General features: G+C 71.0%; 24 protein-coding genes. 11 read left to right on the top strand and 13 right to left on the bottom strand.

Going from position 1 to position 25,265, the window contains the following annotated elements; all coding sequences use genetic code 11:
- Positions 1–203 precede the first annotated feature (203 nt).
- The 5 genes from B7C62_25900 to B7C62_25880 all read left to right on the top strand — a co-directional run bounded on the left by B7C62_25900 (position 204) and on the right by B7C62_25880 (position 5,342).
- Positions 204–1,142, top strand: a complete 939-nt coding sequence (locus B7C62_25900) for a cellulose-binding protein (GenBank protein ID ARF75301.1) — start codon at positions 204–206, stop codon at positions 1,140–1,142.
- Positions 1,143–1,222: 80 nt separating this feature from the next.
- Positions 1,223–2,299 (top strand): multidrug ABC transporter ATP-binding protein, encoded by a 1,077-nt coding sequence (locus tag B7C62_25895; GenBank protein ID ARF75300.1) that lies wholly within the window; start codon positions 1,223–1,225, stop codon positions 2,297–2,299.
- A gap of 5 nt (positions 2,300–2,304) precedes the next feature.
- On the top strand, positions 2,305–3,084 hold the full coding sequence (locus tag B7C62_25890) for an ABC transporter permease (GenBank protein ARF77374.1): 780 nt from the start codon (positions 2,305–2,307) through the stop codon (positions 3,082–3,084).
- A gap of 159 nt (positions 3,085–3,243) precedes the next feature.
- Positions 3,244–4,473, top strand: coding sequence for an ABC transporter ATP-binding protein (locus B7C62_25885; GenBank protein ID ARF75299.1), 1,230 nt, complete (start codon positions 3,244–3,246; stop codon positions 4,471–4,473).
- A complete protein-coding gene (locus B7C62_25880) occupies positions 4,470–5,342 on the top strand; it encodes an ABC transporter permease (GenBank protein ARF75298.1) in 873 nt (290 codons plus the stop codon). Before B7C62_25885 ends, B7C62_25880 begins: the two co-directional genes overlap by 4 nt.
- A 59-nt stretch (positions 5,343–5,401) precedes the next feature.
- On the opposite strand, the gene B7C62_25875 is transcribed toward B7C62_25880, so the two are convergent.
- Entirely contained in the window at positions 5,402–5,731 is a 330-nt protein-coding gene (locus tag B7C62_25875) for an ATP/GTP-binding protein (GenBank protein ARF75297.1), read from the bottom strand.
- Between the two features lie 259 nt (positions 5,732–5,990).
- On the opposite strand from B7C62_25875, the gene B7C62_25870 reads away from it, so the two are divergent.
- Positions 5,991–7,034, top strand: a complete 1,044-nt coding sequence (locus tag B7C62_25870) for a monooxygenase (GenBank protein ID ARF75296.1) — start codon at positions 5,991–5,993, stop codon at positions 7,032–7,034.
- Between the two features lie 110 nt (positions 7,035–7,144).
- On the opposite strand, the gene B7C62_25865 is transcribed toward B7C62_25870, so the two are convergent.
- Positions 7,145–7,537 (bottom strand): hypothetical protein, encoded by a 393-nt coding sequence (locus B7C62_25865; GenBank protein ID ARF75295.1) that lies wholly within the window; start codon positions 7,535–7,537, stop codon positions 7,145–7,147.
- Positions 7,538–7,809: 272 nt separating this feature from the next.
- Here B7C62_25865 and B7C62_25860 point away from each other — a divergent pair, with 272 nt between their 5' ends.
- Entirely contained in the window at positions 7,810–8,481 is a 672-nt protein-coding gene (locus B7C62_25860; protein ID ARF75294.1) for an endonuclease, read from the top strand.
- 177 nt (positions 8,482–8,658) lie between these two features.
- Here B7C62_25860 and B7C62_25855 read toward each other — a convergent pair whose 3' ends face one another.
- The 3 genes from B7C62_25855 to B7C62_25845 form a co-directional block, all read right to left on the bottom strand.
- Positions 8,659–11,226, bottom strand: coding sequence for an AAA family ATPase (locus tag B7C62_25855; GenBank protein ARF75293.1), 2,568 nt, complete (start codon positions 11,224–11,226; stop codon positions 8,659–8,661).
- Positions 11,227–11,610: 384 nt separating this feature from the next.
- On the bottom strand, positions 11,611–11,934 hold the full coding sequence (locus tag B7C62_25850; GenBank protein ARF75292.1) for an anti-anti-sigma factor: 324 nt from the start codon (positions 11,932–11,934) through the stop codon (positions 11,611–11,613).
- A 273-nt stretch (positions 11,935–12,207) separates the two neighbouring features.
- Positions 12,208–13,056, bottom strand: coding sequence for a 3-hydroxybutyryl-CoA dehydrogenase (locus B7C62_25845; GenBank protein ARF75291.1), 849 nt, complete (start codon positions 13,054–13,056; stop codon positions 12,208–12,210).
- 207 nt (positions 13,057–13,263) lie between these two features.
- Between B7C62_25845 and B7C62_25840 the strand changes: the two genes are divergently transcribed.
- The gene (locus B7C62_25840) at positions 13,264–13,836 is read left to right on the top strand and encodes an ATP:cob(I)alamin adenosyltransferase (GenBank protein ID ARF75290.1); all 573 of its coding nucleotides are present in this window, start codon (positions 13,264–13,266) and stop codon (positions 13,834–13,836) included.
- On the opposite strand, the gene B7C62_25835 is transcribed toward B7C62_25840, so the two are convergent.
- Entirely contained in the window at positions 13,833–14,408 is a 576-nt protein-coding gene (locus tag B7C62_25835) for a hypothetical protein (GenBank protein ARF75289.1), read from the bottom strand. The two genes, B7C62_25840 and B7C62_25835, sit on opposite strands and share 4 nt — an antisense overlap.
- A 151-nt stretch (positions 14,409–14,559) precedes the next feature.
- Here B7C62_25835 and B7C62_25830 point away from each other — a divergent pair, with 151 nt between their 5' ends.
- The 3 genes from B7C62_25830 to B7C62_25820 all read left to right on the top strand — a co-directional run bounded on the left by B7C62_25830 (position 14,560) and on the right by B7C62_25820 (position 18,457).
- A complete protein-coding gene (locus B7C62_25830; protein ARF75288.1) occupies positions 14,560–15,759 on the top strand; it encodes a two-component sensor histidine kinase in 1,200 nt (399 codons plus the stop codon).
- Entirely contained in the window at positions 15,756–16,406 is a 651-nt protein-coding gene (locus tag B7C62_25825) for a DNA-binding response regulator (protein ID ARF75287.1), read from the top strand. The genes B7C62_25830 and B7C62_25825 overlap by 4 nt, the downstream gene beginning before the upstream one ends.
- 179 nt (positions 16,407–16,585) lie before the next feature.
- The gene (locus B7C62_25820) at positions 16,586–18,457 is read left to right on the top strand and encodes a chitinase (protein ARF75286.1); all 1,872 of its coding nucleotides are present in this window, start codon (positions 16,586–16,588) and stop codon (positions 18,455–18,457) included.
- 288 nt (positions 18,458–18,745) lie between these two features.
- Here the strand turns inward: B7C62_25820 and B7C62_25815 are convergent, their stop codons facing one another.
- From B7C62_25815 to B7C62_25785, 7 genes are all read right to left on the bottom strand, one after another.
- Complete coding sequence (locus tag B7C62_25815) at positions 18,746–19,192, bottom strand: hypothetical protein (GenBank protein ARF75285.1); 447 nt, start codon at positions 19,190–19,192, stop codon at positions 18,746–18,748.
- Between the two features lie 142 nt (positions 19,193–19,334).
- Positions 19,335–19,709 (bottom strand): ATP synthase F1 subunit epsilon, encoded by a 375-nt coding sequence (locus B7C62_25810; GenBank protein ID ARF75284.1) that lies wholly within the window; start codon positions 19,707–19,709, stop codon positions 19,335–19,337.
- 109 nt (positions 19,710–19,818) lie between these two features.
- Complete coding sequence (locus B7C62_25805; GenBank protein ARF75283.1) at positions 19,819–21,261, bottom strand: F0F1 ATP synthase subunit beta; 1,443 nt, start codon at positions 21,259–21,261, stop codon at positions 19,819–19,821.
- Complete coding sequence (locus B7C62_25800; GenBank protein ID ARF75282.1) at positions 21,261–22,178, bottom strand: F0F1 ATP synthase subunit gamma; 918 nt, start codon at positions 22,176–22,178, stop codon at positions 21,261–21,263. The genes B7C62_25805 and B7C62_25800 overlap by 1 nt, the downstream gene beginning before the upstream one ends.
- A gap of 3 nt (positions 22,179–22,181) precedes the next feature.
- On the bottom strand, positions 22,182–23,753 hold the full coding sequence (locus tag B7C62_25795; GenBank protein ID ARF75281.1) for a F0F1 ATP synthase subunit alpha: 1,572 nt from the start codon (positions 23,751–23,753) through the stop codon (positions 22,182–22,184).
- A gap of 134 nt (positions 23,754–23,887) precedes the next feature.
- Complete coding sequence (locus tag B7C62_25790; GenBank protein ID ARF75280.1) at positions 23,888–24,703, bottom strand: F0F1 ATP synthase subunit delta; 816 nt, start codon at positions 24,701–24,703, stop codon at positions 23,888–23,890.
- A complete protein-coding gene (locus tag B7C62_25785; protein ARF75279.1) occupies positions 24,700–25,236 on the bottom strand; it encodes a F0F1 ATP synthase subunit B in 537 nt (178 codons plus the stop codon). Before B7C62_25785 ends, B7C62_25790 begins: the two co-directional genes overlap by 4 nt.
- Between the last annotated feature and the right edge of the window lie 29 nt (positions 25,237–25,265).

Raw genomic sequence — 25,265 nt, 5'->3', positions numbered from 1 at the left:
CGCAGGGCGTCCGGAGGAAGCAGGCGTACGGGGGCGCGTGCTTCGTCATGGACATTCAACCCTTCGAGTGGCAAGCACTCCGGGGGTCAGCCACTCAAAAGGGGTGTCATTCTCCAGATCAAACCGACATCTGCACGCTGACACGCCGCAATGGCCCCTAGGATTCCCCTATCACCTCACCGGTCTCATTCGACAGGAACCCCATGAGTGACCCTTCCTCCCCCTTCGGCTTCGAGCTCGTGCGACGTGGTTACGACCGCGGTCAGGTGGACGACCGCATTACCAAGCTCGTCGCCGACCGTGACAGCGCCCTGGCCCGCATCACGTCCCTGGAAAAGCGCATCGAGGAGCTGCACCTCGAGACGCAGAACGCCCAGGCCCAGGTGAACGACGCCGAGCCGTCGTACGCCGGGCTCGGTGCCCGTGTCGAGAAGATCCTCCGCCTCGCCGAGGAGGAGGCCAAGGACCTGCGTGAGGAGGCCCGTCGGGCCGCCGAGCAGCACCGCGAGCTGGCCGAGTCGGCCGCCCAGCAGGTGCGCAACGACGCGGAGTCCTTCGCCGCCGAGCGCAAGGCGAAGGCCGAGGACGAGGGCGTCCGCATCGTCGAGAAGGCCCAGGGCGAGGCGAACACCCTCCGCAGCGACGCCCAGAAGGACGCGCAGCAGAAGCGCGAGGAGGCCGACGCCCTCTTCGAGGAGACCCGCGCCAAGGCCGCCCAGGCCGCCGCCGACTTCGAGACGAACCTCGCCAAGCGGCGCGAGCAGTCGGAGCGCGACCTCGCGTCCCGTCAGGCCAAGGCCGAGAAGCGCCTCGCCGAGATCGAGCACCGCGCCGAGCAGCTCCGTCTGGAGGCCGAGAAGCTCCGCACGGACGCCGAGCGCCGTGCCCGTCAGACGGTGGAGACCGCGCAGCGCCAGGCCGAGGACATCGTGGCCGACGCCAACGCCAAGGCCGACCGCATCCGCAGCGAATCGGAGCGCGAGCTGGCGGCGCTCACCAACCGCCGCGACTCGATCAACGCGCAGCTGACCAACGTCCGCGAGATGCTGGCCACGCTGACCGGTGCCGCGGTGGCCGCCGCCGGGTCCCCGGTGGACGACGAGCCCGCCCAGCGCGGTGTTCCGGCCCAGCAGACCCGCTGACCCCACGGAACGCCTCGTTCCGCGCGCCCGGTTCCGCCTTTGTGGTGGCGCCGGGCGCGCGGCCGTTCTAGCGTGTCCGCATGATCGAGCTCGAGGGACTGACCAAGCGATTCGGCAGCAAGGTTGCCGTCGACCATCTGACGTGCCAGGTCAGACCCGGCATGGTGACCGGTTTCCTGGGCCCCAACGGGGCGGGCAAGTCCACCACCATGCGGATGATGCTCGATCTGGACAACCCCACCAGCGGTACGGTGCGGATCGACGGCAAGCCGTACCACGAACTCCAGGAACCGCTGAAGTACATCGGGGCGCTGCTCGACGCCAAGTCGATGAACGGCGGCCGGAGCGCGTACAACAACCTGCTCTGTCTGGCGCAGAGCAACCGCATCCCGAGCAGCCGGGTCGACGAGGTCCTCGAAACCGTCGGTCTGAGCGCGGTCGCGAAGAAGAAGTCCAAGGGCTTCTCCCTCGGCATGGGCCAGCGCCTCGGCATCGCCTCCGCCCTGCTGGGCGACCCCGAGATCCTGATGTTCGACGAACCGGTCAACGGCCTGGACCCCGAGGGCATCCACTGGATTCGCAACCTGATGAAGGCGCTCGCCGCCGAGGGCCGGACCATCTTCGTCTCGTCCCACCTGATGAGCGAGATGGCGCTGACGGCGGACCATCTGATCGTGATCGGCCAGGGCAGGCTGCTCGCCGACACCTCGATGGCGGACTTCATCCAGGAGAACTCCCGCAGTTACGTACGGCTGCGCTCACCGCAGCAGGAGCAGCTGCGCGACGCCCTGAGCCAGGGGGGCTTCACCGCCGTCGAGGCGGACGGCGGCGTCCTGGAGATCGACGGCGCCACCACCGAGGAGCTCGGTGAACTGGCGGCCCGTCACCAGGTCGTGCTGCACGAGCTGAGCGCGCAGCGGGCCTCCCTGGAAGAGGCGTTCATGCAGATGACCGCATCCTCCGTGGAGTACCACGCCCATTCCGGACCGGGCGGGGCACCACCGCCCCCGGTGGCGGGGGCGGCCTGGGGCGAGGGCTGGGACCAGCCCGGAGGCACCGGAGGCACCGCCTCCCCCGCGTCCGGCGACGGCACCGCGTCCGCCGACGGCACCGCAGGCACCTCCAACACCTCCGGCACCGCGAACGAGGGGGCGTGACGACGATGGCTTCGGTACCCGCTGTCCTGAACTCCGAGTGGACCAAGATCCGTACGGTCTCCTCCACCACCTGGACGCTCATCTGCGCGTTCGCCGTCACGGTCGCCATGAGCGCGGGCATCGCCGCTCTGCTGAACGCCACGTTCGACGACCTCCCCGAGGCCGAGCGGCTCACCTTCGACCCGACGCTCGTCAGCTTCTCCGGTACGGTGCTGGGCCAGCTCGCCATGATCGTGTTCGGGGTGCTCGTGGTCGGTACGGAGTACAGCTCCGGCATGATCCGCACCTCGCTGGCGGCCGTCCCGCAGCGCGGCACGCTCCTCTTCAGCAAGATCACCGTGGCCGGGGTGCTGGCCCTCCTGGTCGGCCTGCTCACCAGCTTCGTCTCGTTCTTCCTCTGCCAGGCCCTGCTGGGCGACCGGGGAACGACCCTCGGCGAGGAGAACGTGCTGCGCGCGGTGGTCGGCGCCGGCCTCTACATGGGGCTGATCGCCATCTTCTCCATGGGCGTCACGGCGATGCTGCGCAGCTCCATGCTGTCGATGGGCATCCTGATCCCGTTCTTCCTGCTGATCTCCAGCATCCTGACCGCGGTGCCGTACGCCAAGGACGTCATCCGGTACTTCCCCGACCAGGCCGGGTCGAAGATCATGCAGGTCGTCCCCGAGGCGATGGGCAGCGACCCGGCGCCCTACGGGCCGTGGGGCGGGCTCGGGATCATGGTCGCGTGGGTGGCGGCCGCGGTGATCGGCGGCTACCTGGTCCTGAAGAACCGGGACGCGTGAGGCAGCGGCCGGGACGCCGAACCCCGTAACGGCCCGCTCGCAGCCCGTACGCAACTTGGCCGGAACCGTCAGCGCCTGGTTATCCTCCTAACTCTTACGGGGGGTGTGCGGCCGGGCGGCCGGGGCCCCGACCACAGAGTGAGTCGATGGGGCTGGAGAATGATCGAGGCAGTCGGCCTGACCAAGCGCTACGGCGCGAAGACGGCCGTGGACGACCTTTCCTTCCAGGTGCGGCCGGGGGCCGTCACCGGCTTCCTCGGTCCCAACGGGTCGGGGAAGTCCACGACCATGCGGATGATCCTCGGCCTGGACCGGCCGACGGCGGGCCATGTGACGGTCTGCGGGCACCCCTACCGGAGCCTGCCGAACGCGCCGCGCCAGGTGGGCGCGCTGCTGGACGCCAAGGCCGTGCACGGCGGGCGGACCGCCCGCACCCACCTGCTGTCGCTCGCCCAGCTGGCCGGGATTCCGGCCAGGCGGGTGGACGAGGTGCTCGGGGTCGTCGGCCTCCAGGACGTCGCCAAGCGGCGCTCCAGCGGCTTTTCGCTGGGGATGGGGCAGCGGCTGGGGATCGCGGCGGCGCTGCTCGGCGACCCGCAGGTGCTGCTCTTCGACGAGCCGGTCAACGGCCTGGACCCCGAGGGCATCCACTGGGTCCGCAACCTGATGAAGACGCTGGCGTCCGAGGGGCGCACGGTCTTCGTCTCCAGCCATCTGATGAGCGAGATGGCCCTCACCGCGGACCATCTGATCGTGATCGGGCGCGGCCGGCTGCTCTCCGACATGAGCGTCACCGACTTCATCTCGGCGAACTCCGCCGACTTCGCCCGGGTCCGGGTTCCCGAGAACGCCCCCGAGGAGCGCGAGAAGCTGACGTCCTCGCTCATCGAGGCGGGCGGCGGTGTGCTGTCCGAGCCGGACGGCGCTCTGCGCGTCACCGGCCTGCCGCTGCCGAGGATCAGCGACCTGGCCCACGCGTGCGACGTACGGCTCTGGGAGCTGTCGCCGCACCGGGCGTCGCTGGAGGAGGCGTACATGCGGATGACGCAGGGCGTCGTGGACTACCGCTCGACGGACGACGCCAAGGCAGGGCTCCTGGAGCCCGTGCAGGGGCCCTACGGGGGCGCTCAGGGCGGTTACGGGGGTTACGGGGCCGAGCAGGGCCCCGGGCCGCTCCAGCCCGCGGAGGCGGCCCAGCAGAGCTGGTACGCCCCGCCGCCGCCCGGACAGAACCCGTACGCGGCCTCCGGACCGGCCGCCGCGCCGGTCGGACAGAACCCGTACGCGGCACCCGTCCCGCCCGCGCCCGCGCCCGCCCCCACGTCCACCCCCGAGCCCTCCCCCGCCGACCGCGCCGGGGAGCAGCAGACCAGCGAGGACCCCCGATGACGACGCCGGCCGCCGAGCAGGCCCACGAGCACCCGCAGCCGAACCTGCCGCACGGTCACGGTCTGCCGGTCTCCTACCAGTCGCCTATCCCGATCCGCCGCGCCACGCTCGGCGACGCGATCGCCTCGGAGTGGACGAAGATCCGTTCCGTGCGCTCCACGCTGTGGACGCTGGGCGTGATGATCGTGCTGATGATGGCGATCGGCCTGATGTCCGCGCTGCTCATCTCCGCGGCCGACACCGATCTCGCGGGCGAGCCGGTCGTGGGCCTCGGCTTCTTCGGGGTGCTGCTGGGCTCGATCTGCGTGATCACCCTCGGCGTGCTGACCATCGGCTCCGAGTACAGCACCGGGATGATCCGTACGACGCTGACGGCGTGCCCGAGCCGGGCCAGGGTGCTGACGGCCAAGGCGATCGTCTTCTTCCTGCTGACCTTCGTGATCACCACGGTGACCGCCACGGTGGTCGCGGTGATCCAGACGGCGATCCTGGGCGGCGGCGGAGGCAGCGAAGGGACCGGCTCGGTGTGGCTGCGCGCCACGGTGGGCGTCGGGCTCTACATCGCGGCCCTCGGCCTGGTGTCGCTAGCGGTCGGCGCGATCATCCGGCACTCGGCGGGCGCCATCACGATCATGATCGCCGTGGTGCTGCTGCCGCTGGTCCTCGCGCTGTTCATGTTCGCCGAGAGCCTGCGCGGACTTCAGCGCTTCCTCTTCGAGTACTCGATCCCCAACCAGCTCGGCGCGCTGTACGGCTCGACGGTCACCGAGTCCGGCCCCTCCGGCTGGGAGCCGCTGCTGCTGATGCTGGGCATCGCGGCCGTGGCCATGGGCGGCGCCTATCTGCTGCTGGACCGGCGCGACGTCTGAGCCGGAACGTCCGAGGCGGAACGTCTGAGGCTGGACGTCCGGAACGGGACCTCCGGCGCTCAGTGGCGCGGTGCGTTCCTGGACCGCTGCACCCGTGTGGTGCGGCGGTCCTTCGCGTTCCAGCACGCCTTGTGCCAGTGCCTGCGGTCGTCGATGCCGCCGAACTCGGGCCAGGCGACGAGGTGCGGGACGCCGGAGGGGATCTCCTGGTCGCAGCCGGGGCAGCGGTACCGCTTGCCCTGGGCGCTCGCCCCGCTCACCGGGCGCACCGACCACTCCTCGCCCTGCCAGCTCTCGGTGGCCCCTCCCCCGCCGTACCGCCCCGGGGCCGTACCGGGATGTTCGTCGGGACGGTCGCCGCCACGGGGGCGGTTGCGGCGCGGGGACACGGGACACCTCACGGGGGCGGTTCGGGCACGGTGGCAACAAGCCTAGAGGCTGCCGCCGGGGGCAGGTGCCGGGTGGGACGGGCGGCGCGGCCCGGCGCGGGAGCGATCACGGTCCGGCGCCGGGGGCGATCACGATCCGGCCCGGGAGTGAGTTAGCGGAAAATCGCAACAACTTCGCCCCGGACCGTGCCTTTGGCACGTGTCAGACGTTGTTGCCAGTGGGGGAGACACGCGTCGGGCCGCGAGGAGGCAATCAGCGATGCGCATCGGAACGTTCGTTCTGGCAGCCCAGTTCCCGGGTCAGGGGCCGGGTGAGGCCCTGCACCGGGCCGTCCGGTCCGCCGAGGCGGCGGAGGAGTCCGGGCTCGACTCGGTCTGGCTGGCCGAGCACCACTTCGTGCCGTACGGGGTCTGCCCGTCCGCCACCACGCTGGCCGCGCTGCTGCTGGGCCGGACGCGCAGAATCCGGGTCGGCACGGCCGTCAGCGTGCTGCCCAGCCACCACCCCGTGGCCCTCGGAGAGCAGGCCGCGCTGCTGCATCTGACCAGCGGCGGACGGTTCTCGCTCGGGGTGGGCCGGGGCGGTCCCTGGGTGGACCTGGAGGTCTTCGGCGGCGGTCTCGACGCGTACGAGAACGGCTTCCCCGAGGCGCTGGAGCTGCTGCTCGACTGGCTGCGGGAGCCGAGGGTCGCCGGGCGCGGGGAGCGGTTCGGCTTCCGCGAGGTGGCGGTGGTCCCGCGCGCGGACGAACTGCTGGAAGGACCGGCCGAGGGCCCCTCGGAGGGGCCGGAGGTGATCGTGGCGTGCACCTCCCCCACGACCGTACGGCTGGCCGCGGCCCGGGCGCTGCCGATGCTGCTGGGCATGCACTGCGGGGACGAGGAGAAGGCGGAGATGGTCGCCCTGTGGCGTACGGCGGCCCGGGAGGCCGGTCATCCGCCGGAGGTGGTCGAGGGGGCCGCACATGTGTCCGCCGGGGTGGCCCAGATCGAGGACGGGCCGGGGGCGGCGACGGAGACGCTCGTCAAGACCATGCCCGGCTGGCTGCGCCAGGGGCTGGACGCGCATGTCACGGTCGACGGCAGGCACCGCGTGATGCGGGACCCGGTGGCGTACACGGAACTGCTGTGCGGGCTGCATCCGGTGGGCCCGCCGCGGCTGGCCGCCGACCGGCTCGCGGCCACCGCCGAGCGGACCGGCATCACCCGCTTCGCCCTGCTGGTGGAGGGGTCCGGCGATCTCGCGGCGACCGAGGAGAACGTGCGGCGCCTGGGCGCGGACGTGCTGCCGCTGCTCACCTGACCTGCGCCTGTGCATGGGACGACCTCGCGTGGAACGTGGTGCGGTGGTACGGGAGCTGCCGCCCCGGAGCCAGTTGCACCTCCCGCGGCCCGAAGCGGCAGCAGAAGCGTTCAGCAGTCCCGTAGTTCGGGCGACTGGTTGAGCAACTGGCCCCTCACCGAGGTGAACTTGGCCAGCCGGTCGTCGACCGAGGCGTCCAGCGGGAACACCGCGACGCGGTGGCAGTTCTGGAAGGCGATACGTACTCCGAAGTGCCGCTGGAGCGCGCCGCGTATCGCGTCACTCGCCAGCGCGCGCAGCAGCTGACCACGTGCCTGCTCGTCCGGCGGCGGCGTCTGGTTGTCGGCGAACTGACCGCCGTCGACCTTCAGCTGAGCCACCAGAGAGCTGATCATCTCCCATGCGAAAGGCAGGGAGGTCCGGACGCAGTCGACGAAGTCGGCTTCGTCGACCTCGCCTCGCTCGGCCTGTTCCAACAGTGCCGGTGAGACGTCGAGCGACATGGGTTCTCCTCTCGCGACCCCGGACGGTGACCGGGGTCTTACGGGCAGGGAAGAAGGGCGACGACGCAGCGTGCACGGGCGGCGACCTCCTGCATCCACGGTAAGGGCGCGGTCGGGGCCGCACCAGAAGATTGGGAACACAACCGGCCACTGGCGAAGGTGCGCAAAGAGGGGCAAGCCCGCTTCGGCGCTTCGCGGTGGGAGCCCAGTGACAGGGGTCGACGGATGGGGAAATCGCGTCGGGACCCCGTCTTCGAGTAGCGTTGCCGACCATGCGTCTCGTCATCGCCCGTTGCTCCGTGGACTACGCGGGCCGGCTCACAGCCCACCTGCCCTCCGCCCCTCGTCTCATCCTGGTGAAGGCGGACGGGAGCGTCTCGATCCACGCCGACGACCGGGCGTACAAACCGCTCAACTGGATGTCCCCGCCGTGCACTCTGAAGGAGGGCACCGGCGACGAGGCCGGGGTCTGGACGGTGGTCAACAAGGCGGGCGAAAAACTGATCATCACGATGGAGGAAATCCTCCACGACTCCTCGTACGAGCTGGGCGTCGACCCGGGGCTCATCAAGGACGGCGTGGAGGCGCACCTTCAGGAGCTGCTCGCCGACCGGATCGAGATCCTGGGCGAGGGCCACACCCTGATCCGCCGTGAGTACCCCACCGCCATCGGCCCGGTGGACATCCTCTGCCGCGACGCGAACGGGGCGACGGTGGCCGTGGAGCTGAAGCGGCGCGGTGACATCGACGGGGTGGAGCAGCTGACCCGCTATCTGGAGCTGCTCAACCGCGACCCGCATCTCGCACCGGTCAAGGGCGTCTTCGCCGCCCAGGAGATCAAGCCGCAGGCGCGCGTGCTCGCGACCGACCGGGGCATCGGCTGTCTGGTGCTCGACTACGACGCGATGCGCGGCATCGAGGACGACAAGCTGCGCCTGTTCTGAGCGCCTGTCCCACCCCCCCGCCCCCGCCCCCGCCCCCGCCCCTGCCCCTGCCCCTGCCCCTGCCCCTGCCCCTGAACGACCGGAGCCGGGCACCCCTCTGTACGGAGGGGTGCCCGGCTTCCGTGTGTCACGGGGCGTCCGGCTTACGCCTGTTGGGAGTTGCCCGGCTGCCGCGTGTCAGGCCGACGCCTCGGTGGGGTCGTCGCCCGCCGCCGGGTCACCGGCATCGGTACTGGCGCTGGCACTGGCGCTGGCCGATTCGGCGGGGCCGCTGGCGGAGGTGGAGGTGTCCGGCTCGCCCGGGGGCTCCTCGGTGGGCGTCTCGGTGGGCGGGGTCGTCGGCGTCTCGGTGGGCGGGGTCGTCGGCGGTGTGGGGGGCGGAGTCGTCGGCCGCTCCGTCGGCGTGGTCGGCTTCCCGCTCGAGGACGGCCCGTCCGAGGTCGGGTTCTCGGTGGGCGGCGTGCTCGACGGCGCCTCCGTGCCCGGCGACGAACCGCCCGGCGACGAGGGCCCGGGCGAGGGCGAGCCTGAGGTGCTGGGCGCCACCGGTTCCGAGGAGGCGGGGGCCGTGGGCGCCTCGTCGCCGGGGGTGGAGGCGTCCGGGGCGGGGCCCTCGTCCGGCTCGTCGGCGGGGAGCCCGTCGTCGGTCGCCCCCTCGGTGGCCGACTGCTCGGTGGTGACGTTGCGGCTGCCCGGCGCGTCCGGGTCGTTCGCGGCGAGGCCGAGGGCGACGACCGTGCCGAGCACCCCGACCAGCAGCGCGCCCGCCCCGGCGGCGGCCAGGTTGCGCCGCGCACCGCCCAGGACCACGCGCCCGCCGCCGGTCCGCTCCGGGGCGGAGGCGGCGACCGGCGGGGCGACCACCGTGGGGTCCTCCACCACCTCCGGCCACCCGGACACCGGCTGCTCCGGCCGGGCGAACAGCGACGGGCCCGGGAACCCGCCCGGCGGCGTACCGGGGAAGTCCTGGTGCACGGCGGGGATGTCATCGCCCGCCTGGGACCGGGCGGACGGGGCGAGGCAGCCGGAGCGGTCCGTGACCAGGGCGAGGGCCCGGCGTCCGGCCACCGCCCCGGACTTGTCGGCGAGGGCGCCGCGCATGGAGATCGCGGTCTCCAGCTCCGTACGGGCCCGGTCGAGGTTGCCGGAGCAGAGCGCGAGGACACCCAGCTCATGGTGGAAGTACGCCTCTTCGGCGACCTCCCCGGCGATCCTGGCGGCCTCCTGGCCCGCCCTGAGCGCCTTCTCCCAGGCGCCCCAGCTCAGCCCGGCGGCGAAGGCGGGAGCGGCGCTGCGGGCCAGCAGGACGGCCGCGCTGGCCTGGCCCGCCTCGCCGTCGGGGACGAGGCGGCCCATGGCGGCGATGACGGCGTCGGCCTCGGCGGCGGCCCGCTGCGGGGTGACCGAGGGGTGCGAGATCCACCAGGCGTAGTGCTGGGCGGCCGTACGGGCGTGGGCGGCGGCGGTGTCCGCGTAGCCGCCCGCCTCCAGCTGGGCGAGGACACCGGCGGCGAGCCGGTAACGGGGCCCGGCCGGGGAGAGCAGTCCGCAGCCGGCCAGCTCGCCGAGGGCGGCGTCCGCGTGGGTGTCGCCCACGAGGGCCGGCAGATGGGCCTGGTGGGGCACCTCGCCGCCGAGCGCGACGGTGAAACGCAGGGTCTCGCGGGCCGCCTCGCTGAGCCGGGAGGCGAGCAGAACGGCGGGCGCGGCCCCCTCGCCGAGGCTCGGCAGCGGCACGTCCAGGGTCTCGGGGGTGGGCGCTTCGGGGACCGGGGGCGCGTCGTCCGGGCGTGGCTCGAAGTAGTCGTACTCGTCGAAGGCGGTGGGGTCGGTGTTGAGCCGGTCGCGCTGGCGCAGCAGCGATCCGGCCTGGACGAAGCGGAGCGGCAGCCCCTCGGACTCGAACCAGAGGTCGCCCGCCCAGTTCCGCTCCTCCTCGGTGAGGGGGCGCTCGACGACCTTCTCCAGCAGTTCGAGGGAGGCGGAGCGGCCGAGCCCGGCGAGGAGGACCTCCTCCAGGCGGGTCTCGGCGCCGGGGGCGGTGAGGTCGGGGGCGGTGCCGAGGAGGAAGGCGCACTCGGGGGTGGCTTCCAGGAGCTCGTGGAGGGCGGCCCCGCCGAGCTCCAGGTCGTCGATGACGACGACGGCGCCCACCGAGCGGACGAGGCCGAGCAGCTCCTCGGGGGCCGGGCGGTGCAGCGGGGCGTGGTGGACCGCGTCGAAGAGGCCGTACAGCAGGTCGGCGGCGGTGCGGCGGTGGCCGTTGAGCCGTACGACGCCGTCGGGGGCCAGGTCCGCGCAGTCGGCGGCGACGGCGTCCAGCAGGGCGGTCCGGCCGGAGCCGGCCTGGCCGGTGAGGCGGACGCTGCGGCCCCGGGCCAGCAGGCCCACCAGCCGCTCGCGCTCCTCCTGGCGCTCCAGCAGGGGCAGCTGCGGGGCGGGCGGGCCCGCCGGGACGGGCGGTGCGCCGGCGCGCTCGTGGTCGGCGCGCTCGGCGGGGGTGCGGCGGACGGGTACGCCGGGCTCTGCGCCGGGCGGTATGGCCTCGACCTCGCTGCCGTCGACGGGGTTGACCGTGAGCAGGAGGTCGCCCGCGGTGAGCTGGACGACGCGGACCTGCTGCGGTGCGGGCTGCCCGAAGTCGGCGGCGTTGGACTCCCGGGACGGCCTGCGTCGGCCGTCGGAGCCGTCGGAGCCCTCAGGGTGCTGCCCGTACTCTTCCGGCCCCTGGTGTGTCGGGTCCATCAACAAGTCCCCCAGACGCGTCGCGCTCGGTTGCCCCTCCGGCCTCGCACGCCTCGCTGTCGCTTCCGGTCCGGTGTCTGCCACGGGTGGGTGTCATGGGGCAGACGGCCCGAACCCTAGACCTTCGCACAGTATCCACGCGCGGGCGGGGTGCCATGCCGTCCGGGACGTCACATTCCGGTGAGGATTGCACGCCTTCTGCCGCCGAGGACGGTCCGCGTACGGTCCGTCCACTCGATGCGTACGGTCCGTGGGCCCGTTCCGCGCAGAGCCGGTCGGCCCGTTCCGCGTACGGTCCGTCCGCTCGGTCCGCACGGCCTGTTCCGCCCGCCTGTTCCGCCCGCCGGGTCCGTCGGTCCGGTCCGCTCGTCCGTTCCGCCCGGCTCAGACGCGCGGCAGCGAGTCGGCGGCGATCCCGCCCTCGATCGCCAGGATGCGGTGCAGCCGGGTGGCCACCAGGAGGCGCTGCATCTGCGGCGGAACGCCGCGCAGCACGAGACGGCGTCCGGCCCGGCCGGCCCGGCGGTGGGCCCCCATGATGACGCCGAGTCCGGTGGCGTCCCAGGAATTCAGCTCGGTCAGGTCCAGCACGAGATCGCCGACTCCGTCGTCGACGGCCGAGTGGAGGACCGTACGGGCGTCCGCCGCGCTTCGGACGTCGAGGCGGCCCCCGACGACCAGCTCGGCGTGGTCGCCCCTGATATGCATATGTGCTCCCCTGCGGTTGCTCCGTAGCGAGGTCCGTCTGTCTGTTCTTCTTCTCTTCCACAACTGACTGCCGCGGCGACAGGGAAGTTGCCGTCTGTAAGCGAACCGATACCGAATTCACTCGGTGGAGTGAAGCCGGTTCGCCGGAGACCGGACACGGCCGGGTACACTCCCCGGCCCCACCGGCTCCCCCGGCCCCGGCGGCGGCGTTCCGGCGGGGCGCCGACGGGGCGGGAGGGGTGCGGCCGGAGTCGGTACGCGGTCGGTACCCGGTCAGTACGTGTAGAAGCCCTGCCCGCTCTTGCGCCCGATGTCACCCGCGTCGACCATCCGGCGCATCAGCTCGGGGGCGGCGAACTTCTCGTCCTGGGACTCGGTGTAGATGTTGCCGGTGGCGTGGAGCAGGATGTCGACGCCGGTCAGGTCGGCCGTGGCGAGCGGGCCCATGGCGTGGCCGAACCCCAGCTTGCAGGCGGTGTCGATGTCCTCGGCCGTGGCGACGCCCGACTCGTACAGCTTCGCGGCCTCCACGACGAGGGCCGAGATGAGCCGGGTGGTGACGAAGCCCGCCACGTCCCGGTTGACGACGATGCAGGTCTTGCCGACCGACTCGGCGAACTCCCGTGCGGTGGCAAGGGTTTCGTCGCTGGTCTTGTAGCCGCGTACGAGCTCGCAGAGCTGCATCATCGGGACCGGCGAGAAGAAGTGCACGCCAACCACGCGCTCCGGACGCTCCGTCACGGCCGCGATCTTGGTGATCGGGATGGCGGAGGTGTTCGAGGCGAGCACGGTGTGCTCGCCGACGACCTTGTCCAGGGCGCGGAAGATCTCGTGCTTGACCTCCAGCTTCTCGAAGACCGCCTCCACCACGACGTCCACGTCCGCGACGGCGTCGAGGTCGGTGGTCGTGGTGATGCGGGCGAGCGCGGCCTCGGCGTCGGCGGCCTCCAGCTTGCCCTTGGCGACGAACTTGTCGTACGAGGCTTTGATGCCGTCCAGACCGCGGGCCAGCGCCGCGTCGGTGACATCCCGCAGCACGACGTCCCAGCCCGCCTGGGCGGAGACCTGCGCGATCCCGGACCCCATGAGTCCGGCCCCGATGACGGCGAGCTTCCTGGCCACGTTCGCACCCCTTGTTCTCTGTCCGCCTCTGCGGCGTCTGTTCACGGCGGTTCACCTTGCTCTCCGGCGGAGATTAGTACCCGCCGGGGGCGCTGGGGCCGTGAAGAGATGCGCGTCACGTCTCGAATGACGGACATCACACCGGGACGCGTCATTCGGCTCCGTGCCACGCGCAGTTGGGGGCCGGGGCCTCACTACGCTGGGCCCATGGTCAATCTGACGCGCATCTACACCCGGACCGGCGACCGGGGCACGACGGCCCTCGGCGACATGAGCCGCACCGCCAAGACCGATCTGCGGATCGCGGCGTACGCGGACGCCAACGAGGCCAACGCGGTGATCGGGACCGCCGTCGCGCTGGGGCAGCTCTCCGAGGACGTGGTGAAGGTCCTCGTACGGGTCCAGAACGACCTCTTCGACGTGGGCGCCGACCTGTCCACCCCGGTGGTGGAGGACCCCAAGTACCCGCCGCTGCGGGTCGAGCAGAGTTACGTGGACAAGCTGGAGGCGGACTGCGACCGGTTCCTGGAGGAGCTGGAGAAGCTCCGCAGCTTCATCCTTCCCGGGGGTACGCCGGGGGCCGCCCTGCTCCACCAGGCGTGCACCGTGGTCCGGCGCGCGGAGCGGTCCACCTGGGCGGCGCTGGAGGTGCACGGGGAGTCGATGAACGCCCTGACCGCCACCTACCTCAACCGCCTCTCCGACCTCCTGTTCATCCTGGCGCGGAGCGCGAACAAGGAGGTCGGGGACGTGCTGTGGGTGCCGGGCGGCGAGCGCTAGATCCGGCCGGCCGGCTCGCGTTCCGCCGCGTCCGCGCCCTCCGGGGGCTGCTTCGGGAAGAGGGTGTAGCTCCCGGCGATGATCAGGCTGATCACGATCACGGCGGCCGCCTTCTGCTGCCAGCTCTGGAGGGAGCTGATGTCGCCGCCCGGGCCGACGTACCAGATCGCGGCCTGGAGGAGGCCCAGCGCGACCACCGCGGCGAGAATCCAGCGGGCGGCGGCGCGCCACTCGTGGACGGCGCGGGCCCTGCCGTACTTCGGCGGCTTCACCGGCGGCGGGCCGTCGAACCAGCGGTGCGCGACCCAGGCGTCCACCTTCTTGACGGTGTGGTGGCCGAGGCCCACCGTGAAGCCGATGTAGACGGCGGCCAGTCCGTGCTTCCAGTCGGGCTCGGCTCCGCTCTTCAGGTCGATCGCCGTCACCACCAGCAGCACGACCTCCAGCAGCGGTTCGCAGAGCAGCACGGCAGCGCCGAGCTTCGGCTTCCGCGCGACGTACCGCAGGGCGAGCCCGGTGGCCAGCAGCACCCAGAAAGCGACCTCGCAGGCCACGACCAGTAGGGCGATCACAGTTCCTCTCCTCCCGTTCCCCTCCAGCCTCCCGTCCGCCGGGCGGGGAGGCGTCGTCGGCGGTGACGAAACCCGACTGCATCCTTCGATGTAGCCGCGCCTCGGCCCGTGAAGGGAGGCCCGGCACCGCTGCCGCGTGTTGGATGGAGGGGTGTTCACCTCGATGCGCCCCGACCGCGACGCCGTGGCCCTCGCCGTCTCCGGGCTGCTCGGGGGGCTGCTCCTGTGGCTCCTGGGCCTCCACACCCAGAACGGCCGCCTCTTCTCCGCGCCCTGGGTCACCCTCGTACCGCTGACCGTGATGGCATCGGCCGAGCTGCTGCGCCGGAACGCACCGCGGACCGCGCTGCTCATCGGGACGGGCGCACTGCTGGCGGACCAGTTCACCCGGGGCAACCTGGCGACCGTGGTGCTCTTCACGGACCTCGTGTACGCGGCCGTGCTGTACGGCCCCCCGACCGCCGCCCGCCGCATCCCGGTGGCCACGCTCCTGGTCACCGTCGCGTCCACGATCGGCTTCCTCGCCTGGTTCCGCAAGCCCGAGGCGCTGCTGATCGGCCTGGTCGTGGGGCTGGTCTCCTTCGTCCCCGCGCTCACCGGGGTCAGCGTGCGCAGCCACCGAACCGCCGCCGAGGCCGCCCGGCTGGCCGCCGAACAGACCGCGCGGCTCGCCGAGATGGACCGGGTCCAGGCGGTGATCGCGGAGCGGGCCCGGATGGCGCGGGAGCTGCACGACATGGTGGCCAACCATCTCTCCGCCGTGGCGATCCACTCCACGGCGGCCCTGTCCATCGACGACCCGGAGACCTCGCGCGGTGCCCTGAAGGTGATCCGGGAGAACAGCGTCGAGGGCCTCGCGGAGATGCGGCGGCTGATCGGACTGCTGCGCGAGGGCGGTGAGGACGGCGCCCCGGCCGCCGCGCCGACGCTCGCCGCGCTGGACGCGCTCGTCGAGCAGACGAACGTCAACGGGGCGGCGGGCGGGCTGGTCTGCACGCTCCGGGACGCCCGGGCGGCGGACGCCGGTGCGCTGCCGACGCCGGTCGAGCTGGCCGCGTACCGCATCGTGCAGGAGTCCCTGACCAACGCGCTCAAGCACGCGGCGCCGGGCCCGGTGACCGTGCGGCTCGACCTCGCCGACGAGGTGCTGGCGGTCGAGGTGACCAGTGCGCTCGGGAGCCGTCCCGGGCCCACGGCGCCGGGGTCGGGCGCCGGTCTGGTGGGGATGCGGGAGCGGGTGGCGCTGCTCGGCGGAACGTTCGAGGCGGGGGCGCGGCCGGGCGGGGACGGTACCGAGGTCTGGCGGGTACGGGCCCAACTGCCCGTAAGCGAAAGGGAGATGCGGGAATGACGATCCGAGTGGTGGTGGCCGAGGACCAGGCGGCGGTGCGGGCGGGGCTGGTGCTGATCCTCTCCAGCGCGCCGGACATCGAGGTCGTCGGGGAGGCGGGGGACGGCGAGGCGGCGGTGCGTCTGGCGCGTGAACTCCGGCCGGATCTGGTCCTGATGGATGTACAGATGCCCCGGCTGGACGGGGTGTCGGCGACCCGGCAGGTGGTGGCGGAGGAGCTGGCGGACGTCCTGGTGCTGACCACGTTCGACCTGGACGAGTACGTCTTCGGAGCGCTGCGGGCGGGGGCGTCGGGCTTCCTGCTGAAGAACACGGACGCCCGCGATCTGCTGGCGGCGGTGCGGACGGTGGCGGGCGGCGAGGGGCTGATCGCCCCGGCCGTGACCCGCAGGCTGATCGCGGAGTTCGCGGGGGCGCGGAACGTACGTACGGGGAGTGCGGCCGATCCGGCGGTGCTGGACGCCCTGACCCGGCGTGAGCGGGAGGTGCTGGGGTGTCTGGGCGAGGGGCTGTCGAACGCGGAGATCGCGCTGCGGCTCTCGATGGCCGAGGCGACGGTGAAGACGCACGTCAGCAGGTTGCTGGCCAAGCTGGGGCTGCGGAGCCGGGTCCAGGCGGCCGTGCTGGCACAGGAGTTGGGGGTCTGATCGCGGCCCCGGCGGGGGGAGCCGATCTTTGGTCCAGACCTCTTGACGATTGGTCCAGACCTTCCTAGTGTCACCCATCACACACTGCGGTGAGTACGAGAGCACCCGTACTCAGGGCGGCGCAGGGTTTGCAGTCCACGAATTACCCCCGTTTGCTGGACCTCACCCGAGGAGCACCGTTGAGCACTGATACCCCCCTGCGTCGTTCCAGATTCAGATGGATACCCGCACGAAGCGGCAGATCCAAGGTCGTCGCGGGCCTCACCGCGCTCGTCGTCCCGCTGGCCGCGATGGTCGGTCTGGCCTCCCCCGCCTCGGCCGCCACGTCGGCCACCGCCACGTTCACCAAGAAGTCGGACTGGGGCAGCGGCTTCGAGGGCCAGTGGACGGTGAAGAACACCGGCACCACGGCGCTCTCCTCCTGGACCATCGAGTGGGACTACCCCGCCGGGACCCGGGTCAACTCCGCGTGGGACGCCACCGTCACCAGCTCCGGCAACCGCTGGACCGCCAAGAACCTCGGCTGGAACGGGAACATAGCCCCCGGCGCCAGCGTCAGCTTCGGCTTCAACGGCTCCGGCCCCGGCGCCCCCAGCGGCTGTAAGCTCAACGGCGCCTCCTGTGACGGCTCGACCATCCCCGGCGACAACCCGCCCTCCGCCCCCGGCACCCCCACCACCAGCGATGTCACCGACACCTCGGTGAAGCTCAGCTGGAGCGCGGCCACCGACGACAACGGCGTCAAGAACTACGACGTCCTGCGCAACGGCTCCAAGGTCGCCACGGTCACCGGCACCACGTACACCAACACCGGTCTGACCGCCGGCACGGACTACACCTACGCCGTCCAGGCCCGGGACACGGCCGACCAGCTCGGTCCGGTCTCCGCCTCCGTCTCGGTGCGCACCACCGGCGGCGACGTCGACCCGCCCGTCGGTGACAAGATCAACCTGGGCTACTTCACCAACTGGGGCGTCTACGGGCGCAACTACCACGTCAAGAACCTGGTGACGTCCGGCTCCGCGGCGAAGATCACGCACATCAACTACGCCTTCGGCAACGTGCAGAACGGCAAGTGCACCATCGGTGACGCCTACGCCGACTACGACAAGGCGTACACCGCCGCCCAGTCCGTCGACGGGGTCGCCGACACCTGGGACCAGCCGCTGCGCGGCAACTTCAACCAGCTGCGCAAGCTGAAGGCCGCGTACCCGCACATCAAGGTCCTCTGGTCCTTCGGCGGCTGGACCTGGTCCGGCGGCTTCGGCCAGGCCGTCCAGAACCCCGCCGCCTTCGCCCAGTCCTGCTACGACCTGGTCGAGGACCCGCGCTGGGCCGATGTCTTCGACGGCATCGACCTGGACTGGGAGTACCCCAACGCCTGCGGTCTGACCTGCGACAACAGCGGCCCGGCCGCGATCAAGGTGATGGCCGACGCCATGCGGGCCAAGTTCGGCCCCAACAACCTGGTCACCGCCGCCATCACCGCCGACGCCTCGAGCGGCGGCAAGATCGACGCCGCTGACTACGCGGGCGCCGCCCAGTCCATGGACTGGTACAACGTAATGACGTACGACTTCTTCGGCGCCTGGGCGAACAAGGGTCCGACGGCCCCGCACTCGCCGCTGACCTCGTACAGCGGTATCCCGCAGGCGGGCTTCAACTCGGCCGACGCGATCGCCAAGCTGAAGGCCAAGGGCATCCCGGCCAAGAAGCTCCTCCTCGGCATCGGCTTCTACGGCCGCGGCTGGACCGGCGTCACCCAGTCCGCCCCCGGCGGCACGGCGACCGGCGCGGCCCCGGGCACGTACGAGTCGGGCATCGAGGACTACAAGGTCCTCAAGAACAGCTGCCCGGCCACCGGCACCATCGCCGGTACGGCCTACGCCCACTGCGGCAGCAACTGGTGGAGCTACGACACCCCGGCCACCATCGGCTCCAAGATGACCTGGGCCAAGAACCAGAACCTGGGTGGCGCGTTCTTCTGGGAGTTCTCCGGTGACACCAGCAACGGTGAACTGGTGAGCGCGATCCACGGCGGCCTCCAGTAACACCGGTGGCCATCCCCCCGCCGTAACGGCAAGCACCACCCCGGAAAACCGCCGGGGAGACGGGTCCGCCCCCCGTCTCCCCGGCTTTTCGCTGGGTACGTCTACGGGTCCGGGCCCAGGTACGGGTCGGGTACGGCCGGGAGCCCGGCTCCCGCACGCACACGTCGGCGGCCCCGGTACGAGAAGACCGGGGCCGCCGACGTACTCCGTACTGCGCTTGCCGCTCCTACGCGACGTTCGCCCTCCCCCGGACTTCGTCCGGGGACCCCCTTCCAGCGGTGCTACTTCCTAGGCCACATTGACCCGCTGGCCGGGCGGTGCCGCCTCCAGCCAGGCGAGGAAGCCGGTCAGGGCGTCCTCGCTCATCGCCAGCTCCAGGCGGGTCCCCCGGTGGAGACAGCCGAGCACGACGGAGTCGGACAGGAGCGCGAGCTCCTCCTCGCCCTCCGGGAGGCGGCGGGCGATCACCTCGATCGCAGAACGCTCCAGGCCCCGGCGGGGGCGAGGAGCGTAGGAGAAGACACGGAACCAGTCGACGCGGTCACCGCTGTAGCGGGCGACCCCGTAGACCCAGCCTTTACCGGAGGGGTCCGGCTCCTCGGAGACGTCCCAGCGGAGGCTGCAGTCGAAAGTGCCCCCGGACCGCTGGATCAGCCGCCGGCGCAGACCGAAGACGAACAGTCCCAGCAGGACCAGCACGATGACGGATACGCCCACCCACAACGCGAGGACCATCTCCACCGACCTCCTCGCATCGTCGAGTAACGGATACCGAACCGAATAGAACCGAACTGCACCTGCATCGCCTCAGCCGCGACACGGCTGGATTTCTCCAGCGCGGGCCGCGGCTGAGTAAAAACATCTGTCCGTGGGGGTGCTAGCGCACCGCCACCGCGCGGAGACGGATCTCGGCGCGCCGCTCGGCGGCGGCGTCCGCGTCCGACTTCGCGCGCTCCAGCGCACGCTCGGCGCGCTGGACATCGATCTCGTCCGCCAGCTCGACGATCTCGGCCAGCAGCGACAGCTTGTTGTCGGCGAACGAGATGAAACCACCGTGCACGGCGGCGATGACGGTACCGCCCTCGCTCGTGCGGATCGTCACCGGGCCCGATTCCAGCACACCGAGAAGCGGCTGGTGACCGGGCATGATGCCGATGTCGCCGGACGTGGTGCGCGCGACGACCAGCGTGGCCTCGCCGGACCAGACACTGCGGTCCGCGGCGACCAGCTCGACATGCAGCTCAGCAGCCAAGGAGACTCCTCGGGTCACCACCCGGCCGCGCGGCCGGGTGTCGGTTCAATTCTACGGGGCGTGGTGAGGGGGGTGGGACCACACCCACCCCCCTCGGTGAGCCGGAGGCTCAGGAGACGCCGAGCTCCTTGGCCTTCGCCTTGAGGTCGTCCAGGCCACCGCACATGAAGAACGCCTGCTCGGGGAAGTGGTCGTAGTCCCCGTCGCAGATCGCGTTGAACGCGGCGATCGACTCGTCGAGCGGCACGTCCGAACCGTCCAGGCCGGTGAACTGCTTGGCGGCGTGGGTGTTCTGCGACAGGAAGCGCTCGACACGACGGGCACGGTGGACAACGAGCTTGTCCTCCTCGCCCAGCTCGTCGATACCGAGGATCGCGATGATGTCCTGGAGGTCCTTGTACTTCTGGAGGATTCCCTTGACGCGGCTGGCCGCGGCGTAGTGGTCCTGCGAGATGTAGCGCGGGTCCAGGATGCGGGACGTGGAGTCCAGCGGGTCCACGGCCGGGTAGATGCCCTTCTCCGAGATCGGACGGGAGAGCACCGTCGTCGCGTCGAGGTGGGCGAACGTGGTGGCCGGGGCCGGGTCGGTCAGGTCGTCCGCGGGGACGTAGATCGCCTGCATCGAGGTGATCGAGTGACCACGCGTCGAGGTGATGCGCTCCTGGAGCACACCCATCTCGTCGGCCAGGGTCGGCTGGTAACCCACCGCGGACGGCATGCGGCCGAGCAGCGTGGAGACCTCGGAACCGGCCTGCGTGAAGCGGAAGATGTTGTCGATGAAGAGCAGCACGTCCTGCTTCTGCACATCGCGGAAGTACTCCGCCATGGTCAGGGCGGACAGGGCCACGCGCAGACGCGTCCCCGGCGGCTCGTCCATCTGGCCGAAGACGAGCGCGGTCTTGTCCAGAACGCCCGACTCGGTCATCTCGTCGATGAGGTCGTTGCCCTCACGGGTGCGCTCACCGACACCGGCGAACACCGACACACCGTCGTGCAGCTTCGCCACACGCATGATCATTTCCTGGATGAGGACCGTCTTGCCGACGCCCGCACCACCGAACAGACCGATCTTCCCACCCTTGACGTACGGGGTGAGGAGGTCGACGACCTTCAGGCCGGTCTCGAACATCTCGGTCTTGGACTCGAGCTGGTCGAAGGCCGGGGCCTTGCGGTGGATCGGCCAGCGCTCGGTGATCTGCGCCTCGGCCTCCGGCTCGTTCAGGATCTGACCGAGGGTGTTGAAGACCTTGCCCTTGGTCACGTCACCGACGGGGACGGTGATGCCCGTGCCCGTGTCGGTCACCGGGGCCTGGCGGACCAGGCCGTCGGTGGGCTGCATGGAGATCGCCCGGACCACGCCGTCACCCAGGTGCTGGGCGACTTCGAGGGTCAGCGTCTTGCGGGCGCCGGCCTCGGCCGGGTCGTCCACGTCGACGTGAAGGGCGTTGTAGATGTCCGGCATCGCGTCGACGGGGAACTCCACGTCGACGACCGGGCCGATGACCCGGGCGACGCGGCCCGTGGCAGCGGCCGTCTCAACAGCGGTGGTCATTACTTGTCACTCCCCGCGGTCGCGTCGGCCAGAGCACTGGCACCGCCGACGATCTCGCTGATTTCCTGGGTGATTTCGGCCTGGCGGGCCGCGTTGGCAAGCCGGGAGAGGCTCTTGATGAGGTCCCCGGCGTTGTCGGTGGCCGACTTCATCGCACGGCGGCGGGCAGCGTGCTCGGAAGCGGCTGCCTGGAGCAGTGCGTTGTAGATACGGCTCTCGACGTAGCGCGGCAGAAGGGCGTCGAGGACGTCCTCGGCCGACGGCTCGAACTCAAACAGCGGAAGGATCTCGCCCTTGCGGGTGCTCTCCTCCGCGACCTCGTCGAGCGAAAGCGGCAGCATCCGGTCGTCCGTCGCGTTCTGCGTCATCATCGACACGAATTCCGTGAAGACGATGTGCAGTTCGTCGACGCCGCCCTCGGCCGTCTCCTTCTGGATGGCCGCGATCAACGGGGCGGCGATGCTCTTGGCATCGGAGTACGCCGGGTTGTCGGTGAAGCCCGTCCAGGATTCCTCGACCTTGCGCTCGCGGAAGCCGTAGTACGCGACACCCTTGCGGCCGACGATGTACGTGTCGACCTCCTTGCCCTCACCGGCAAGGCGCTCCCGCAGCCGCTCCGCCGCCTTGATGGCGTTGGAGGAGTAGCCGCCGGCCAGACCGCGGTCGCTCGTGACGAGCAGGACCGCGGCGCGGGTCGGCGCTTCGGCTTCGGTGGTGAGCGGGTGCTTGGCGTTGGAGCCGGTCGCCACCGCGGTCACCGCACGGGTGAGCTCGGTCGCGTACGGCATCGACGCCGCCACCTTGCGCTGCGCCTTGACGATGCGCGAGGCGGCGATCATCTCCATCGCCTTGGTGATCTTCTTGGTCGCGGTGACGGCTTGGATGCGGCGCTTGTAAACGCGAAGCTGAGCGCCCATCGATCAGCCCTCGCCCAGGAGCTTGCCGTCCGAGGTCTCGAACTGCTGCTTGAAGGCGACGATCGCGTCGGCGATCGACTGCAGCGTGTCGTCGGACATCTTGCCGCCCTCGGCGATGCCGGTCAGGAGGTCCTTGCGCTCGCGGCGCAGGAACTCCAGCAGCTCGGCCTCGAAGCGACGGATGTCCTCGACCGGGACGTCGTCCATCTTGCCCGTGGTACCGGCCCAGACGGAGACGACCTGCTCCTCCATCGGGAACGGGGCGTACTGCGGCTGCTTCAGCAGCTCGACCATGCGCTTGCCGCGCTCCAGCGCCGCCTTGGAGGCCGCGTCCAGGTCGGAACCGAAGGCGGCGAACGCCTCCAGCTCGCGGTACTGGGCGAGGTCCACGCGGAGCCGGCCGGAGACCTGCTTCATGGCCTTGTGCTGGGCGGAGCCACCGACTCGGGAGACCGAGATACCGACGTTGAGCGCCGGACGCTGACCCGCGTTGAACAGGTCGGACTCCAGGAAGCACTGGCCGTCGGTGATGGAGATGACGTTGGTCGGGATGAACGCCGACACGTCGTTCGCCTTGGTCTCGACGATCGGGAGGCCCGTCATCGAACCGGCACCCATCTCGTCGGAGAGCTTGGCGCAGCGCTCCAGCAGACGCGAGTGCAGGTAGAAGACGTCACCCGGGTACGCCTCGCGGCCCGGCGGGCGGCGCAGCAGCAGGGACACGGCGCGGTAGGCGTCGGCCTGCTTCGAGAGGTCGTCGAAGATGATCAGGACGTGCTTGCCCTGGTACATCCAGTGCTGGCCGATGGCCGAACCGGTGTACGGCGCCAGGTACTTGAAGCCGGCCGGGTCGGACGCCGGGGCGGCGACGATGGTCGTGTACTCCAGCGCACCGGCCTCTTCGAGCGCACCACGCACGGAGGCGATGGTGGAGCCCTTCTGACCGATGGCGACGTAGATGCAGCGCACCTGCTTGTTCACGTCGCCCGAGCGCCAGTTGTCGCGCTGGTTGATGATCGTGTCGACGGCCAGAGCGGTCTTACCCGTCTGACGGTCGCCGATGATCAGCTGACGCTGGCCTCGGCCGATCGGCACCATGGCGTCGACGGCCTTGTAGCCGGTCTGCATCGGCTCGTGCACCGACTTGCGGACCATGACGCCAGGGGCCTGCAGCTCGAGGGCGCGGCGGCTGTCGGTCGCGATCTCGCCGAGACCGTCGATCGGGTTGCCGAGCGGGTCGACGACGCGGCCGAGGTAGCCCTCGCCGACGCCGACGGAGAGCACCTCACCGGTGCGCTGCACCGGCTGGCCCTCCTCGATTCCGCTGAACTCGCCGAGGACGATCGCACCGATCTCGCGCTCCTCGAGGTTGAGGGCGAGACCGAGGGTTCCGTCCTCGAACTTCAGCAGCTCGTTCGCCATGGCGGAGGGCAGGCCCTCCACCTTCGCGATGCCGTCGCCGGCAACGCTGACCGTACCGACCTCCTCGCGCGAGGCCGCGTCCGGCTGGTACGACTGGACAAAGTTCTCCAGTGCGTCCCGGATCTCCTCCGGCCGGATCGTGAGCTCCGCCATCTGGGTTCCCTGCTCTCCTTGTTGGGCCCGAAGTTTCTTAAGGGGGTCTGGGGGCCGACCCCCAGGAATCTTCTGCAATTTCTGCACGGCCCAACCGGGCCGCTGGTCTTGCTTGTTCTGTTGCGCTGCGCTTGTCAGCCGGCCATGCGGCGGGTCGCCTCGTCGAGGCGCTCCGCGACGGTGCCGTTGATGATCTCGTCACCGACGCGCACCGAGACCCCGCCGAGGACCGCGGGGTCCACGTCCAGGTTCAGGTGCATCTCGCGGCCGTACAGCTTCGCCAGGGCGGCGCCGAGGCGCTGCTTCTGCCGGTCGCTGAGCGGCACCGCCGAGGTGACGACGGCGACCGCACGGTCCCGGCGCTCCGCGGCGAGCTTGGACAGCGTGTCCAGCCCTGCTTCCAGGCTACGTCCACGGGGCTGGGTCACCAGGCGGACGATGATCCGCTCGGTGGCCGGCTGCGCCTTGCCGCCGAGCAGGCTGCGGAGCAGCTCGCCCTTGGCGGAGGCCGTGGCCGTACGGCTGGTGAGCGCGGAGCGCAGCTCCTGGTCGGAGCCGACGATCCGGCCGAACCGGAACAGCTCGTCCTCGACGTCGTCGAGGGCGCCGCCGCGCTGGGCGGCGGTGAGGTCCGCGGTGTTGGCCAGTTCCTCGACCGAGTCCACCAGGTCACGCGACTGCGACCAGCGGGACCGGACGAGTCCGGAGACCAGGTCGACGGCTTCGCCGCTGACCTGACCGCTGAGCAGGCGCGCGGCCAGCTCGGCCTTGCTCTCGCCGCTCTGGGCCGGGTCCGTGAGGACCCGGCGCAGGGATACTTCGCGGTCGAGCAGCGCGGTGACCGATGCCAGGTCGTCGGCGAGGGCCGCAGCGTCGACCGACGTGTTGTCGGTCAGCGCGTCGAGCCGCTCACGTGCGGCGGCCAGTGCCTCGCGGCTCGCACCGTTCATCGGGCGGCCTCGGCCTTCGCCTCGAGCTCGTCGAGGAAACGGTCGACGGTGCCGCTCTGCCGGGCGTGGTCCTGGAGGGACTCACCGACGAGCTTGCCGGCCAGGTCGGTGGCGAGCTTGCCCACGTCCTGGCGCAGCGCGGAGGACGCGGCCTTGCGGTCGGCCTCGATCTGGGCGTGGCCGGCGGCGATGATCTCCTCGCGCTGCCGCTGACCTTCCGCCTTCATCTCCTGGATGATGACGGCACCCTGCTCCTGCGCCTCCTGGCGCAGACGAGCGGCCTCGTGGCGGGCCTCGGCGAGCTGAGCCTTGTACTGCTCAAGAACGCTCTGAGCCTCGGTCTGAGCCGCTTCGGCCTTCTCGATGCCACCCTCGATCGCCTCGCGACGCTCGTCCAGGGTCTTGTTGATCACCGGGAGGAGCTTCTTCGAGAAGACGAAGAAGACGATGCCGAAGCAGATCAAGCCGATGACGATCTCAGGCCACACCGGGAACAGAGGGCTCTGCGCCTTCTCTGCTGCCAGGTACATCATGGTGAACCTTTCGTCGAATATGGCTACGG

The sequence above is a fragment of the Kitasatospora albolonga genome (genome assembly GCA_002082585.1).
GTDB lineage: Bacteria > Actinomycetota > Actinomycetes > Streptomycetales > Streptomycetaceae > Streptomyces > Streptomyces stephensoniae.
The sequence above is the reverse complement of the archived record's forward strand: the minus strand, read 5'-3'. Positions and strand labels throughout refer to the sequence as shown.

What these genes read in the sequence shown, in the direction of transcription:
- B7C62_25900 (ARF75301.1), top strand. Translation starts at nt 204, where the DNA reads ATGAGTGACCCTTCCTCCCCCTTCGGCTTCGAGCTCGTGCGACGTGGT.
- B7C62_25895 (ARF75300.1), top strand. Translation starts at nt 1,223, where the DNA reads ATGATCGAGCTCGAGGGACTGACCAAGCGATTCGGCAGCAAGGTTGCC.
- B7C62_25890 (ARF77374.1), top strand. Translation starts at nt 2,305, where the DNA reads ATGGCTTCGGTACCCGCTGTCCTGAACTCCGAGTGGACCAAGATCCGT.
- B7C62_25885 (ARF75299.1), top strand. Translation starts at nt 3,244, where the DNA reads ATGATCGAGGCAGTCGGCCTGACCAAGCGCTACGGCGCGAAGACGGCC.
- B7C62_25880 (ARF75298.1), top strand. Translation starts at nt 4,470, where the DNA reads ATGACGACGCCGGCCGCCGAGCAGGCCCACGAGCACCCGCAGCCGAAC.
- B7C62_25870 (ARF75296.1), top strand. Translation starts at nt 5,991, where the DNA reads ATGCGCATCGGAACGTTCGTTCTGGCAGCCCAGTTCCCGGGTCAGGGG.
- B7C62_25865 (ARF75295.1), bottom strand. Translation starts at nt 7,537, where the DNA reads ATGTCGCTCGACGTCTCACCGGCACTGTTGGAACAGGCCGAGCGAGGC.
- B7C62_25860 (ARF75294.1), top strand. Translation starts at nt 7,810, where the DNA reads ATGCGTCTCGTCATCGCCCGTTGCTCCGTGGACTACGCGGGCCGGCTC.
- B7C62_25855 (ARF75293.1), bottom strand. Translation starts at nt 11,226, where the DNA reads ATGGACCCGACACACCAGGGGCCGGAAGAGTACGGGCAGCACCCTGAG.
- B7C62_25850 (ARF75292.1), bottom strand. Translation starts at nt 11,934, where the DNA reads ATGCATATCAGGGGCGACCACGCCGAGCTGGTCGTCGGGGGCCGCCTC.
- B7C62_25840 (ARF75290.1), top strand. Translation starts at nt 13,264, where the DNA reads ATGGTCAATCTGACGCGCATCTACACCCGGACCGGCGACCGGGGCACG.
- B7C62_25825 (ARF75287.1), top strand. Translation starts at nt 15,756, where the DNA reads ATGACGATCCGAGTGGTGGTGGCCGAGGACCAGGCGGCGGTGCGGGCG.
- B7C62_25815 (ARF75285.1), bottom strand. Translation starts at nt 19,192, where the DNA reads ATGGTCCTCGCGTTGTGGGTGGGCGTATCCGTCATCGTGCTGGTCCTG.
- B7C62_25805 (ARF75283.1), bottom strand. Translation starts at nt 21,261, where the DNA reads ATGACCACCGCTGTTGAGACGGCCGCTGCCACGGGCCGCGTCGCCCGG.
- B7C62_25800 (ARF75282.1), bottom strand. Translation starts at nt 22,178, where the DNA reads ATGGGCGCTCAGCTTCGCGTTTACAAGCGCCGCATCCAAGCCGTCACC.
- B7C62_25795 (ARF75281.1), bottom strand. Translation starts at nt 23,753, where the DNA reads ATGGCGGAGCTCACGATCCGGCCGGAGGAGATCCGGGACGCACTGGAG.
- B7C62_25790 (ARF75280.1), bottom strand. Translation starts at nt 24,703, where the DNA reads ATGAACGGTGCGAGCCGCGAGGCACTGGCCGCCGCACGTGAGCGGCTC.
- B7C62_25785 (ARF75279.1), bottom strand. Translation starts at nt 25,236, where the DNA reads ATGATGTACCTGGCAGCAGAGAAGGCGCAGAGCCCTCTGTTCCCGGTG.